Origin of the sequence: Actinobacillus pleuropneumoniae (assembly GCF_003290385.1) — a bacterium.
GTDB lineage: Bacteria > Pseudomonadota > Gammaproteobacteria > Enterobacterales > Pasteurellaceae > Actinobacillus > Actinobacillus lignieresii.
Genome location: NZ_CP030753.1, coordinates 1,903,525 through 1,917,093, shown reverse-complemented (window position 1 = coordinate 1,917,093; position 13,569 = coordinate 1,903,525). Strand labels below are relative to the sequence as shown.

General features: G+C 41.2%; 13 protein-coding genes and 2 rRNA genes. 10 read left to right on the top strand and 5 right to left on the bottom strand.

The window, feature by feature from the left end; genetic code table 11:
* The first annotated feature begins 133 nt into the window (after positions 1-133).
* A 23S ribosomal RNA gene (locus DRF63_RS09025) occupies positions 134-3,035 on the top strand.
* A 159-nt stretch (positions 3,036-3,194) separates the two neighbouring features.
* A 5S ribosomal RNA gene (gene rrf / locus DRF63_RS09020) occupies positions 3,195-3,310 on the top strand.
* A gap of 243 nt (positions 3,311-3,553) precedes the next feature.
* Here rrf and tusB read toward each other — a convergent pair.
* From tusB to fkpA, 5 genes are all read right to left on the bottom strand, one after another.
* Positions 3,554-3,823 (bottom strand): sulfurtransferase complex subunit TusB, encoded by a 270-nt coding sequence (tusB, locus tag DRF63_RS09015; RefSeq protein ID WP_005599048.1) that lies wholly within the window; start codon positions 3,821-3,823, stop codon positions 3,554-3,556.
* A gap of 12 nt (positions 3,824-3,835) precedes the next feature.
* Positions 3,836-4,210, bottom strand: a complete 375-nt coding sequence (tusC, locus tag DRF63_RS09010; protein WP_005599047.1) for a sulfurtransferase complex subunit TusC — start codon at positions 4,208-4,210, stop codon at positions 3,836-3,838.
* On the bottom strand, positions 4,210-4,587 hold the full coding sequence (gene tusD / locus DRF63_RS09005; protein WP_005599045.1) for a sulfurtransferase complex subunit TusD: 378 nt from the start codon (positions 4,585-4,587) through the stop codon (positions 4,210-4,212). The genes tusC and tusD overlap by 1 nt, the downstream gene beginning before the upstream one ends.
* Complete coding sequence (locus tag DRF63_RS09000; protein WP_005599043.1) at positions 4,587-5,246, bottom strand: helix-turn-helix transcriptional regulator; 660 nt, start codon at positions 5,244-5,246, stop codon at positions 4,587-4,589. Before DRF63_RS09000 ends, tusD begins: the two co-directional genes overlap by 1 nt.
* Before the next feature lie 111 nt (positions 5,247-5,357).
* Positions 5,358-6,077, bottom strand: coding sequence for an FKBP-type peptidyl-prolyl cis-trans isomerase (gene fkpA, locus DRF63_RS08995; RefSeq protein ID WP_005599041.1), 720 nt, complete (start codon positions 6,075-6,077; stop codon positions 5,358-5,360).
* A gap of 90 nt (positions 6,078-6,167) precedes the next feature.
* Here fkpA and DRF63_RS08990 point away from each other — a divergent pair, with 90 nt between their 5' ends.
* From DRF63_RS08990 to DRF63_RS08955, 8 genes are all read left to right on the top strand, one after another.
* On the top strand, positions 6,168-6,389 hold the full coding sequence (locus DRF63_RS08990; protein WP_005599039.1) for a SlyX family protein: 222 nt from the start codon (positions 6,168-6,170) through the stop codon (positions 6,387-6,389).
* A gap of 66 nt (positions 6,390-6,455) precedes the next feature.
* On the top strand, positions 6,456-7,163 hold the full coding sequence (locus DRF63_RS08985; RefSeq protein WP_005599037.1) for a thiol:disulfide interchange protein DsbA/DsbL: 708 nt from the start codon (positions 6,456-6,458) through the stop codon (positions 7,161-7,163).
* Positions 7,163-7,861, top strand: a complete 699-nt coding sequence (gene mtnN, locus DRF63_RS08980; RefSeq protein WP_005599035.1) for a 5'-methylthioadenosine/S-adenosylhomocysteine nucleosidase — start codon at positions 7,163-7,165, stop codon at positions 7,859-7,861. The genes DRF63_RS08985 and mtnN overlap by 1 nt, the downstream gene beginning before the upstream one ends.
* Positions 7,862-8,034: 173 nt before the next feature.
* Positions 8,035-9,366, top strand: coding sequence for a 30S ribosomal protein S12 methylthiotransferase RimO (gene rimO, locus DRF63_RS08975; RefSeq protein WP_005599034.1), 1,332 nt, complete (start codon positions 8,035-8,037; stop codon positions 9,364-9,366).
* 15 nt (positions 9,367-9,381) lie between these two features.
* Entirely contained in the window at positions 9,382-11,244 is a 1,863-nt protein-coding gene (locus DRF63_RS08970) for a UDP-glucose:protein N-beta-glucosyltransferase (protein WP_005599032.1), read from the top strand.
* A gap of 48 nt (positions 11,245-11,292) precedes the next feature.
* Positions 11,293-12,285 carry an alpha-1,6-glucosyltransferase gene (locus DRF63_RS08965; RefSeq protein WP_005599030.1) on the top strand — a complete coding sequence of 331 codons (993 nt, stop codon included), beginning with the start codon at positions 11,293-11,295 and terminating at the stop codon, positions 12,283-12,285.
* A gap of 98 nt (positions 12,286-12,383) precedes the next feature.
* Positions 12,384-12,584, top strand: a complete 201-nt coding sequence (locus DRF63_RS08960; protein ID WP_005599028.1) for a glycine zipper 2TM domain-containing protein — start codon at positions 12,384-12,386, stop codon at positions 12,582-12,584.
* 137 nt (positions 12,585-12,721) lie between these two features.
* On the top strand, positions 12,722-13,480 hold the full coding sequence (locus DRF63_RS08955) for a DeoR/GlpR family DNA-binding transcription regulator (protein ID WP_005619607.1): 759 nt from the start codon (positions 12,722-12,724) through the stop codon (positions 13,478-13,480).
* Positions 13,481-13,569: the final 89 nt, after the last annotated feature.

The following is a 13,569-nucleotide window of genomic DNA, read 5'->3' as shown; positions in this document are numbered from 1 at the left end:
AGTAGTAAAAGATAAGTAATTATCTTGAAAATCTTAGCTGAACAAAAGCAGCTAAGTGTTTAGTTGAATAAAGTATCGCGTTGAATGCGTTCAAATAAAATTTGAAAATATTTGAAAACATTTGAGGTTGTATAGTTAAGTGACTAAGCGTACACGGTGGATGCCTTGGCAATCAGAGGCGAAGAAGGACGTGCTAATCTGCGAAAAGCTTGGATGAGTTGATAAGAAGCGTTTAATCCAAGATATCCGAATGGGGAAACCCAGTAGATGAAGAATCTACTATTATTAAGTGAATACATAGCTTAATAAGGCAAACCGGGAGAACTGAAACATCTAAGTACCCCGAGGAAAAGAAATCAACCGAGATTCTGTAAGTAGCGGCGAGCGAAAGCGGAAGAGCCTGTTAGTGATAATGGTTTTGTTAGGAGAATGAGCTGGGAAGCTCAATCGTAGAGGGTGATAATCCCGTATCCGAAAACATTATTATGGTACTAAGCTAACGACAAGTAGGGCGGGACACGAGAAATCCTGTTTGAAGATGGGGGGACCATCCTCCAAGGCTAAATACTCCTGATTGACCGATAGTGAACCAGTACTGTGAAGGAAAGGCGAAAAGAACCCCAGTGAGGGGAGTGAAATAGAACCTGAAACCGTGTACGTACAAGCAGTGGGAGCAAGAGAAATCTTGTGACTGCGTACCTTTTGTATAATGGGTCAGCGACTTATATTTTGTAGCGAGGTTAACTGAATAAGGGAGCCGAAGGGAAACCGAGTCTTAACTGGGCGATTGAGTTGCAAGGTATAGACCCGAAACCCGGTGATCTAGCCATGGGCAGGTTGAAGATTGGGTAACACTAATTGGAGGACCGAACCGACTAATGTTGAAAAATTAGCGGATGACTTGTGGCTGGGGGTGAAAGGCCAATCAAACCGGGAGATAGCTGGTTCTCCCCGAAATCTATTTAGGTAGAGCCTTGAGCGGACACCTTCGGGGGTAGAGCACTGTTTCGGCTAGGGGTCCATCCCGGATTACCAACCCGATGCAAACTGCGAATACCGAAGAGTGATACTCAGGAGACACACGGCGGGTGCTAACGTCCGTCGTGGAGAGGGAAACAACCCAGACCGCCAGCTAAGGTCCCAAAGTACTAGTTAAGTGGGAAACGAAGTGGGAAGGCTTAGACAGCTAGGATGTTGGCTTAGAAGCAGCCATCATTTAAAGAAAGCGTAATAGCTCACTAGTCGAGTCGGCCTGCGCGGAAGATGTAACGGGGCTAAAACTAGTCACCGAAGCTGCGGCATCAATGGAAACATTGTTGGGTAGGGGAGCGTTCTGTAAGCGGACGAAGGTGAATCGAGAGGTTTGCTGGACGTATCAGAAGTGCGAATGCTGACATAAGTAACGATAAAACGAGTGAAAAACTCGTTCGCCGGAAGACCAAGGGTTCCTGTCCAACGTTAATCGGGGCAGGGTGAGTCGGCCCCTAAGGCGAGGCTGAAAAGCGTAGTCGATGGGAAACGGGTTAATATTCCCGTACTTGGTATAACTGCGATGTGGGGACGGAGAAGGTTAGGTTATCGCACTGTTGGATGTGCGTTTAAGCCGGTAGGTGGGTGTTTTAGGCAAATCCGGAACACCATTCAACACCGAGAAGTGATGACGAGGTTCTACGGAACTGAAGTAACCGATACCACGCTTCCAGGAAAAGCCACTAAGCTTCAGGTTATACTAAACCGTACTATAAACCGACACAGGTGGTCAGGTAGAGAATACTCAGGCGCTTGAGAGAACTCGGGTGAAGGAACTAGGCAAAATAGCACCGTAACTTCGGGAGAAGGTGCGCCGGCGTAGATTGTAGTGATTTACTCACGAAGGTTGAACCGGTCGAAGATACCAGCTGGCTGCAACTGTTTATTAAAAACACAGCACTCTGCAAACACGAAAGTGGACGTATAGGGTGTGATGCCTGCCCGGTGCTGGAAGGTTAATTGATGGTGTTATCGAAAGAGAAGCTCCTGATCGAAGCCCCAGTAAACGGCGGCCGTAACTATAACGGTCCTAAGGTAGCGAAATTCCTTGTCGGGTAAGTTCCGACCTGCACGAATGGCATAATGATGGCCAGGCTGTCTCCACCCGAGACTCAGTGAAATTGAAATCGCCGTGAAGATGCGGTGTACCCGCGGCTAGACGGAAAGACCCCGTGAACCTTTACTATAGCTTGACACTGAACATTGAATTTTGATGTGTAGGATAGGTGGGAGCCTTTGAAGATGACACGCCAGTGTTGTTGGAGGCGTCCTTGAAATACCACCCTTTAACGTTTGATGTTCTAACGAAGATTGCGGAACGCGGTCTCGGACAGTGTCTGGTGGGTAGTTTGACTGGGGCGGTCTCCTCCCAAAGCGTAACGGAGGAGCACGAAGGTTTGCTAATCACGGTCGGACATCGTGAGGTTAGTGCAATGGTATAAGCAAGCTTAACTGCGAGACGGACAAGTCGAGCAGGTGCGAAAGCAGGTCATAGTGATCCGGTGGTTCTGAATGGAAGGGCCATCGCTCAACGGATAAAAGGTACTCCGGGGATAACAGGCTGATACCGCCCAAGAGTTCATATCGACGGCGGTGTTTGGCACCTCGATGTCGGCTCATCACATCCTGGGGCTGAAGTAGGTCCCAAGGGTATGGCTGTTCGCCATTTAAAGTGGTACGCGAGCTGGGTTTAGAACGTCGTGAGACAGTTCGGTCCCTATCTGCCGTGGGCGTTGGAGAATTGAGAGGGGCTGCTCCTAGTACGAGAGGACCGGAGTGGACGCATCACTGGTGTACCAGTTGTCTCGCCAGAGGCACTGCTGGGTAGCTACATGCGGAAGAGATAAGTGCTGAAAGCATCTAAGCACGAAACTTGCCTTAAGATGAGTTCTCCCAGTCTATAAGACTGTAAGGGTTGTTGGAGACTACGACGTAGATAGGTGTGGTGTGTAAGCGTAGTGATACGTTGAGCTAACACATACTAATTGCCCGAGAGGCTTAACTATACAACGCTCAAGTGTTTTTGGGCGTGAAGCGAAGTTAAATGCTAACAAGAACTAAAGAAGACAAAAAACGAAAAAATCAGTGACGGCTTGTTTCGAATTTAAGAAGAAAAGAACAAAGGGAAAGACAGATAAAGAAGACGAAAGACATCAACAGAATATTCTGGCGACCAGAGTGCTGTGGCTCTACCTGACTCCATTCCGAACTCAGAAGTAAAACGCAGTAACGCCGATGGTAGTGTGGGGTTTCCCCATGTGAGAGTAGGGCATCGCCAGATTGAATTTAGCGCGAAAGCGAAAACGAAGCAAGAAACCCTGTGGTTAGCGATAACTACGGGGTTTTTGCTTTTGGCTTTTTAGCTTTTAAAGAAAAATATTTCTTCTGGTTTGTTTTAGTTTTGAATAATCTGAAGAATCATTTAACAAACATAAAGTACATTTGATTAAAATGGAAAAAACGGCTAGAAGTAAAATTCTAGCCGTTTCTTTTTGTTTATTCGGGAATATTTCGTTGATGATATTTAGAATGCAATATGAGGATAAAATTTTTCGGTTACTTGTATAAAATCGGGGAAAGAAAGCAGTTGATAATTTGCTAAAGTTAATCCTCTTGCTTCCAGATCATTAGCTAGCACAAATATATGGCTGATAGGTGTAAAAAGTTGCGGATATTTAACCGCGAGTAAGACGCCGTCTTGCCATAATACAAGCGCATCATTTTCGGTAATTTGCGCTAATATTGGCTGTAATTCATTTAAGTCATATTGCGCTTTAGATAAAGTATAAAGCATGGGGATTCCTTGTTAGAAAGTCAGTATCTTTTCAGATTGTGCAAGAATTGCGAACAATTCGGTTTGAGGAATGATATTGGCGTTAGGTAAAATCCATTCGGTATTGTTTAATTTTCTTTGGTTGATTGACTCTTCGCAAATAAAACATTCGGTTAAATCATACAGCTCAATTAATTTAAAAGTCGAAATATGATCTTTCTGTAAAATGTTATTCGGTTGTTGTTGAGCCAATAGATTAAATACGCCGTCATTTAAAAAACAAATCGCAATTTCGTCTTCCGCACAAAACGCACTGGCTGCAAGTAATGCATCTAAGCCTTCTCGGCCGGTTGCCGTTCCGAAAGGCGGTTGTGTAAAGACAAAGGCAAGTTTATATTTTTTCATCATTAAAAAGTTAAGAGTCTGTCTGCTTTTAATACCGCTTGGCTAAATTCGCCAAGCCCTGTTAAGATAAAACCGTCAGCAAGGTTACTTTGTTGAATTTTGCTTGTTTGATTATCTACCACGCCCCGTCTTTGTGCGGCGGAAATGCAGAGATGCAAAGGTAAATCATGTAATTTTGCAAGTTCTTGCCATTTTTCAACTAAATTTATTTCATCACTTGCGGGGTTTACCAACGCATTTGCATTGCCCACTCCGTCCTGAAAGAAAAATACCTGTTTAATATTATGTTCGGATGCGAGTAAGGATTCTGCAACCTGATAGGCTAAATACGCCCCTTGATCCCCGTAAACGGGAGATTTGACGGCAAGCACATAATCCATTATTCGTTATCCTGTTTAATCTGTCGGATATAAAGATAAACGGTGTGACGAGAAATATTAAGACGATCCGCCACTTGGTTGATCGCATCTTTAATATCAAAAATGCCTTTCTCATATAACGATACGACAATATGGCGATTTTTATTGTTATTTGCGACGTTACGATCCGCCATGGTTTCTTCAATCGTATTTTCAATCGTTTGGATAACCAATTCTTCAACGGAACTGGCAAAGTTTACCGAAGTATCTTCATCTTCTTGTAACGGCGCAATAAAAGTACTGAGAAATTGCGATACCGGTACATCCAAATTGATATTGATGCAGATAAACCCGATAACGTGCTGCTTGCTGTTTCGAATGGCAATCGTCACGGATTTCATTAAAACACCGCCTTTTGAACGAGTGAAATAGGGCTTTGACACGCTATCGGTTTTCATTTGATGCAACGATTTTAACGCTTTATCGGTCAGAGGCGACCCGATCTTTCGGTCGGTATTATGACCGTTTGCGATATAAATAGCCGAGTTTTCAAGAAACTCTAAAGAGTGCAAAACGATTTCGCAGTGATCACCGATAAGAGCGGCAATTCCGTCCACAATCGGAAAGTAGGAAGCGAGAATAGCATGATCTTCTTCGCTAAAAGTTTGAAATTTTTTCATATTATTTAGGGCTTACGCCGTTAATTCTAGTTATAGCTTAATAAGCCTTCAAAAAAGAAAGTGGTCTAATTTGCAAAAAATTTTACAAATTAGACCGCTTGGATTCAAGGGTTATTTTTTCGCTTCGGCCGCTTTGAAATCTAACAATTCAATCTCGAATTTTAAGGTTGAACTTGCCGGAATCTTACCTGCTTGGCGTTCGCCGTAACCAAGTTCAGGCGGAACGACGATTTCCATTTTTCCGCCTTTTTTCAACATTGGAATCGCTTCAATCCAACCCGGAATTAATTGGTTTAATTGGAATTCAATCGGCTCACCGCGATCGTATGAGCTATCGAATACCGTACCATCGGTTAATGTCCCTTTATAGTGAACTTTAACGGTATCTTCCGCTTTAGGCGATTCGCCCGTGCCGGCTTTTTCAATTTTATAAAGTAAACCGGAAGCGGTTTTTTTCACGCCGCTTTGTTTTTCGTAGTCGGTACGAAATTTATTACCGGCTTCTACGGTTGCTTTGCTTTTCTCCGCCGCAATTTTGCTTTCTTGACTTGCAAGATAAGTATCAAGCGATTTTAATTGTTTTTGTAGATCTTCATCGGTTAATTTACCGGTTTTTTTGATGGTATCTTGGACACCCGCCAAGATTTTATCTTGGTTATAAGAAAAAATTTCTTTTTGTGATTCAACGACGCCTTCGATATTTTTACCCATCAATACGCCGACTGCATATGATGAATCGTCAATGAATTTTTGATCCGCTGCAAATGCAGTTTGAGCTGAAACGAACGTACCGGCTACGATTGCAAGAACAGAAAGTTTATTTTTTAACATAGATTTTCCTTATATAAATAAAATAATTTGTTAAAAGAATGGTGGATAGGGTAAAGTGTATTTCTATTTTATACAACCTTTTTATTTCAAATGACTACAGAGAATGACCTATTAAATCGCATTGCGGAATTGGAAACCAAAGTCGCTTTTCAAGAAATTACGCTCGAAGAATTAAACCAAGCGTTAATTCATCATCAGCTTGCACTAGATAAGTTACAAACTCAAATGCGTCATTTTGCAGAAAAACTAAAAGGCGCACAAGTCAGTAATATTGCTTCGCAAGCGGAAGAAACACCGCCACCGCATTATTAGGCTATGAACTTATAGTTTAGTTCGTATTCTAATCACTCATAGTTTTTGTTTAAGGTGATCGACAAGATGTTATGTGAGAAATTGATAAAATGGGTGACATTCATATTTGCATTGGTCATAACGTGTAATGCTGCCGCGACTTTACCGCAAGCGGTCGAAAAAATACCAAAAAATGTAAAAAACGAACCGCTGTTTAAGGATGGTAAAGGCTATTATTCGTATAAAAAACCGATAGATATTGAACTTCCTAAGGACGGGCGCGTACTGATCCAATACTTTTTTAAATATGATTGCAATATTTGTTTGAATGCGGACGATTATTTAAAGCAGTATGCGCGTTTGCACTCGGATCAAGTAATATTGCAACGTTCGCCGGTGTATGACGGAAATGACATTTTTACCGGACAAATGCACGCGACGTTTATGCAGTTTGGTCGGGAGGATTTAAGCGATCTGTTCTTATTTGACAGTGCCGGTCGTAAAGAGTCAATGAGTTTGGTTAAAAGCAATGATGCCATTGTACAGTGGCTAACTTCAAAAGGCATTGATGCGCAAGCGTTTAATCGTTTATTTCATTCGGATGAGGTAAAAAATCGGATGAAACAAGCGCAAACGTTATTTAACAAATATAAACCGCCGTACGTACCGATTGCCGTATTGAACGGAAAGTATATTCTATTACAAAATACTTTATACAATGACGACTATACTTACGGCGTATTAGATTTTTTAGTCAATAAACTACAACAAGAACAAAAAGAGGAAACAAAATAATGAGATTAAAAATTGGTATTATCGGCGCAATGGCACAAGAAGTGGAAATTCTGCGTAATTTAATGGTTGAAGCTAAAGTAATAGAAATTGCGGGTTGTAAAATTTATGACGGTAAAATTAATAATACGCAAGTAGCGTTATTACAATCAGGTATCGGCAAAGTTGCGGCGGCGGTGGGTACCGCATTGTTATTGGAATTAACCAAACCGGATATGATTATTAATACCGGTTCGGCCGGAGGCTTGGATGCGAATTTAAATGTCGGCGATATAGTGATTTCTACGGAAGTACGCCACCACGATGCGGATGTAACGGCGTTCGGTTATGAGAAAGGGCAATTACCGGCTAATCCCGCCGCCTTTCTGCCGAACGAACAGTTAGTTTCCGTTGCATTAAAAGAAACGCAAACGGCGGGTTTTAATGCGGTTTCCGGTTTAATTTGTAGCGGAGACGTTTTTGTGAACGGGGCGGAAAAAATCGCTCAAATTCGTCAAGATTTTCCTAATGTCGCCGCAGTAGAAATGGAAGCGGCAGCCATTGCACAGGTTTGTCATGCGTTTAACGTACCTTTTGTGGTGGTCAGAGCCATCTCGGATGTAGCGGATAAAGAATCACATCTTTCTTTTGATGAATTTTTACCGTTAGCGGCAAAGAACTCTTCGGAGATCGTGGTCGCAATGTTAAATAACTTCGCTTAATTCTTACGGAGCAAGCGGTTCGATTTAGCTAAAAATTTGCAAAGAATCGCTAAAATATAACCGCTTGTTATCGCTATTTTACAGCAAGTTCTGTACAATATTCACACTTTGCCTACTGATTCTCAGTAGGTCTTTTTTTTATTTGATTACCTAATGATATTTTTGAGAAATTTATGAGTACTACACCTAATATTGGTTTTATTAGTCTTGGCTGTCCGAAGAATTTAGTCGATTCGGAACGTATTCTGACTGAATTACGTACAGACGGTTATAACATCATTCCAAGTTATGAAAATGCGGATTTAGTCATTGTAAATACCTGCGGCTTTATTGATAGTGCGGTGCAGGAGTCGTTAGAAGCGATCGGCGAAGCATTGGAAGAAAACGGTAAAGTGATTGTAACCGGCTGTTTAGGGGCGAAAGAAAACCAAATTCGTGAAGTACATCCGAAAGTTTTGGAGATTACCGGCCCTCACAGTTATGAAGCGGTAATGAAGCACGTGCATAAATACGTACCTCGTCCGGAGCGTAACATTTATACCAGCCTTGTACCGGCACAAGGGGTAAAACTTACGCCTAAGCATTATGCCTATTTAAAAATTTCGGAAGGTTGCGACCATCGTTGTACCTTCTGTATTATTCCGTCAATGCGCGGCGATTTAGATAGCCGTCCGATTGTGCAAGTGTTAGATGAAGCAAAACGCCTTGCCGATTCGGGCGTAAAAGAGTTACTCATCGTTTCTCAAGATACTTCCGCTTATGCGCTGGATCAGTCAAAAGAAAATCAAAATAAAACGGTTTTCTGGAACGGTGTGCCGATTAAAAATAATCTTATCACTTTATGTGAGCAGTTAGGCACGCTAGGTATTTGGGTTCGCCTACATTATGTCTATCCGTATCCGCACGTGGACGACTTAATTCCGCTTATGGCGCAAGGTAAAATTCTGCCGTATTTGGATATTCCGTTACAGCACGCCAGCCCGAAAGTGCTGAAAGCGATGAAACGCCCCGGCGCTATAGATCGTACCTTGGAACGTATAAAAAAATGGCGTGAGATTTGTCCGGAATTAACCTTACGTTCAACCTTTATTGTCGGCTTCCCGGGAGAAACGGAAGAAGATTTCCAAATGTTATTGGATTTCTTGGAAGAAGCCCAGTTAGATCGCGTCGGCTGCTTCAAATTTAGCCCAGTAGAAGGGGCGGTTGCAACCGAAATGGCGGATCAAGTGCCGGAAGACGTGAAAGGAGAACGCTTCCATCGCTTTATGCAAGTTCAACAACGTATTTCCGCTGCCCGTTTACAACAAAAAGTGGGTAAAACGCTTGCAGTCATTATTGATGAAATTGACGAAGAAGGTATTATCGGTCGTTCAATGGCGGATGCCCCGGAAATTGACGGCGTAGTCTATGTCGATAACCTTTCCGAGCAAGAAGTGAAAGTCGGTCAAGTGATTTCGGTAAGCATTACCAACGCAGACGAATATGACCTTTGGGGAACTTGTTAATTGTAAGGATAATGTATGGAAAACGAAAATAAACCGAATGTAGCTAATTTTGAAGCGGCGGTTGCGGCTAAAGATTATGAAAAAGCTTGCTCCGAATTACTTTTAATTTTGAGTCAGTTAGATAGTAACTTTGGTGGTATTCAGGAGATTGAGTTTGAATATCCGGCGCAGCTTCAGGATTTAGAGCAAGAAAAAATCGTTTATTTTTGTACGCGTATGGCAACGGCGATTACTACGTTGTTTTCCGATCCTGTCTTAGAAATCTCCGATTTAGGCGTTCAGAGATTTCTGGTTTATCAACGTTGGTTAGCGTTAATCTTTGCCAGTTCACCGTTTGTGAATGCGGATCATATATTACAAACATATAACAGAGAGCCGAATCGTAAGAATAGTTTAGAGATTCATTTAGATTCTTCAAAATCGTCATTAATTAAATTCTGTATCCTGTATTTACCGGAATCTAACGTAAATTTGAATCTGGATGTAATGTGGAATATTTCACCTGAATTATGCGCTTCTTTATGTTTTGCTTTGCAATCGCCTCGTTTTATCGGTACATCAACTGCGTTTAATAAACGAGCGACCATTTTGCAATGGTTTCCACGACATTTGGATCAACTTAAAAACCTGAATAATATTCCTAGTGCCATTTCGCATGACGTATATATGCATTGTAGTTATGATACGTCAGTAAATAAACATGATGTGAAAAGGGCGTTAAATCATGTTATTCGTCGCCATATCGAAAGTGAATACGGTTGGAAAGATCGTGATGTCGCTCATATCGGTTATCGTAATAATAAACCGGTTATGGTCGTATTACTGGAACATTTCCATTCGGCCCATTCTATTTACCGTACGCATTCCACATCTATGATTGCGGCGCGTGAACATTTCTATTTAATCGGTTTAGGTAGTCCGTCGGTTGATCAAGCGGGTCAAGAGGTTTTTGATGAGTTTCACTTGGTTGCCGGCGATAATATGAAGCAGAAGTTAGAATTTATCCGCTCAGTTTGTGAGAGCAACGGTGCCGCAATATTTTATATGCCGAGTATCGGTATGGATATGACGACGATTTTCGCAAGTAATACGCGCCTTGCTCCGATACAAGCGATAGCATTGGGGCATCCGGCAACAACACATTCGGACTTCATTGAATATGTGATTGTGGAAGACGATTATGTCGGCTCGGAAGAGTGCTTTAGCGAAACGTTATTACGTTTACCAAAAGATGCGCTGCCTTACGTCCCGTCAGCATTAGCGCCTGAAAAAGTGGACTATTTATTACGTGAAAATTCGGAAGTGGTAAATATCGGTATAGCTTCAACCACGATGAAGCTAAATCCGTATTTCTTAGAAGCGTTAAAAGCGATTCGTGATCGTGCCAAAGTGAAAGTGCATTTCCATTTTGCATTGGGGCAATCAAACGGTATTACTCACCCGTATGTAGAACGCTTTATTAAATCTTATTTAGGTGATTCGGCCACTGCGCACCCTCATTCTCCTTATCATCAATATCTCCGTATTTTGCATAATTGCGATATGATGGTAAACCCGTTCCCATTCGGGAATACGAACGGAATTATCGATATGGTCACTTTAGGCTTAGTTGGTGTGTGTAAGACAGGAGCCGAAGTTCATGAGCATATTGATGAAGGGCTGTTTAAACGTTTAGGCTTACCCGAGTGGCTGATAGCAAATACGGTAGATGAATATGTTGAACGGGCGGTTCGCTTAGCGGAAAATCATCAGGAGCGTTTAGAGTTACGTCGATATATTATTGAAAATAACGGATTGAACACATTGTTTACCGGGGATCCTAGACCGATGGGACAAGTATTTTTAGAAAAATTAAATGCGTTCCTAAAAGAAAATTAACTCATAATAATAAATTTTTTATATTTTAGAGGCTCTTAAGGTTATGTTATGGAAAATAATATAGATTTAAACGTTTACTTCTGTTTTGTTAATAGACCTTGCACCGGCGGCGATTTTGTCAATCTGGATCATGTTAGAACATTAAGAAAGTTAGGCATTAACGCCAGTATTTTATTGGCGGGAAACCAATCCGAGGAAATTGTAAATAGCTTCGGTTTTCTTCCGGTCGTAATTCTTAATGAGGAAATTGAATTTTCTTCGCAAGATATTTTCATTGTGCCGGAAGTAATGCAAGTCCTTTACGATCTGGCGAGTAAAATGACTGTGTTTCCAAGAATGATTATGCATAATCAAAATCCGTTTTATACCGGATATGGTTTTCTTTCCGCTCAACATATTAATGAGCATCGTTTGGAACGGATTATTGTACCTAGTAGCTATACGAAGTATAAGTTACAAGAAATCGGCGTAACAAAACCAATCGATATTATTCATCCTTATATCCCCGATTATTTTAAACCTGCGAAAAAGCAACGAGAAGTCATTCAAATTGCATTTTCGAGGCGTAAACGTTCGGCGGAATTTGATATTTTCAAGTTTTATTTCTTATCGCTTTATTCCCATAAACACAGTGTAAATTTTGTTAATATTCAAGGCTTAATTCGAGAAGAAGTGGCTAAAGTGATGTCTGAAGCCGCTATTTTTATCTCGTTTGCGGAACGAGAATCTTTAGGGTTAATGACATTGGAGGCAATGGCTTCGGGATGTCATGTAATCGGATTTTCCGGATATACCGATATATATAACAATGAAGTTATTGATGATTCGGTAGGCGATTGGATAGGTGAAGGCGAATATACATTGTTTGCTCAAAAAGTTTGCCAAGCGATCGACGATTTCGTAAATGAAAAAATGAATCCAAAAATTGAAAACGGTTTACGTTTAATCGAGCAACGTTTTCGTATCCGTCATTTTGAGCAAGGGGTGAAACGGGTATATGGCAATATATTCGATTATGATCTTGAGAATAGTCGGAGTTAAATAATTAATGAACTTTTATCGTCTTATAACGTCTGAGTGCACATGAATTACCTTGTGTAATTTATCGTTTAGGAAAATTAATTTATGAGGATTTCTCAATGAAACTAGTATTCAAATTAACCGCTATTTTATCTCTTGCTTTATCTCTAAGTGCTTGTCATTCATTAAACAAAACCCAACGAAATACGGCTATCGGTGCAGCGGTAGGCGGTGTTGCGGGGCATATGATTGGCAAATCTACCGGCGCAACGCTTGGCGGAGCGGCGCTTGGCGGCTTAATCGGTAGCCAAGTTAAATAATTTTGATACGAAGCCACTTAGTTAAGTGGCTTTTCTTTTTATTAAATTTATTGCATAAATAAATTAGACTAAATATAATAAAAAAGTTTTGAAGCGAAATTTTTTGAGTTTGGTTCGAAACTTTTTGTGGAAATAGAATGTCAAAGAGAAACACACAACAACGCCGCCATTTAATCGTAAAGATGGTTCAAGAGGAAGGTGAAGTTAGCGTAGATACGTTAGCTCATTTTTTTGAAACCTCGGAAGTCACGATTCGTAAGGATTTAACCGCTTTAGAAGAAAGCGGTTTCTTATTGCGTCGTTATGGCGGAGCGGTAAAAATTCCGTTGGAAATGATAGATGATTCGAACGAGAAACTTTCGAAACAAAAGTTAGCGATTGCTAATGAGGCGGTAAAACAAATTCGTGATCATAATCGAATTATTATCGATAGCGGCAGTACGACGGGTGCAATGGTCAAAATGCTCTACCAAACCGGTTTAGTGGTGATGACCAATTCTCTGTCTTTAGCGACCGAGCTGACTTTATTAGACAATGAACCTACCGTATTGATGACCGGCGGTACTTGGGATAGCCGTTCCGATTCGTTTCAAGGAAAAGTCGCCGAGCAAGTGTTATGCTCGTACGATTTTGACCAATTGTTTATCGGGGCGGATAGTTTGGATTTAGAACGGGGAACGACGACTTTTAATGAGTTGGTCGGCTTAAGCCAAGTGATGGCGAAAGTTTCTCGTGAAGTGATTGTATTGATCGAATCACAAAAATTCGGAAGAAAAATGCCGAATTTAGAGTTGGAATGGGCTGCAATCCATAAATTAATTACAGACTCGGAAATTACCGAAGAAGTAAAAGCGGCGATTGAAAAGCATGGCGTTCAAGTCATTATTGCCCAATAGTAAAACATAATGAGTATGCAAAACAGGGTAAATTTTTCTGAAAAAATAACCGCTTGTCACGCATTCTTATACTCAATCAGTTATAACGG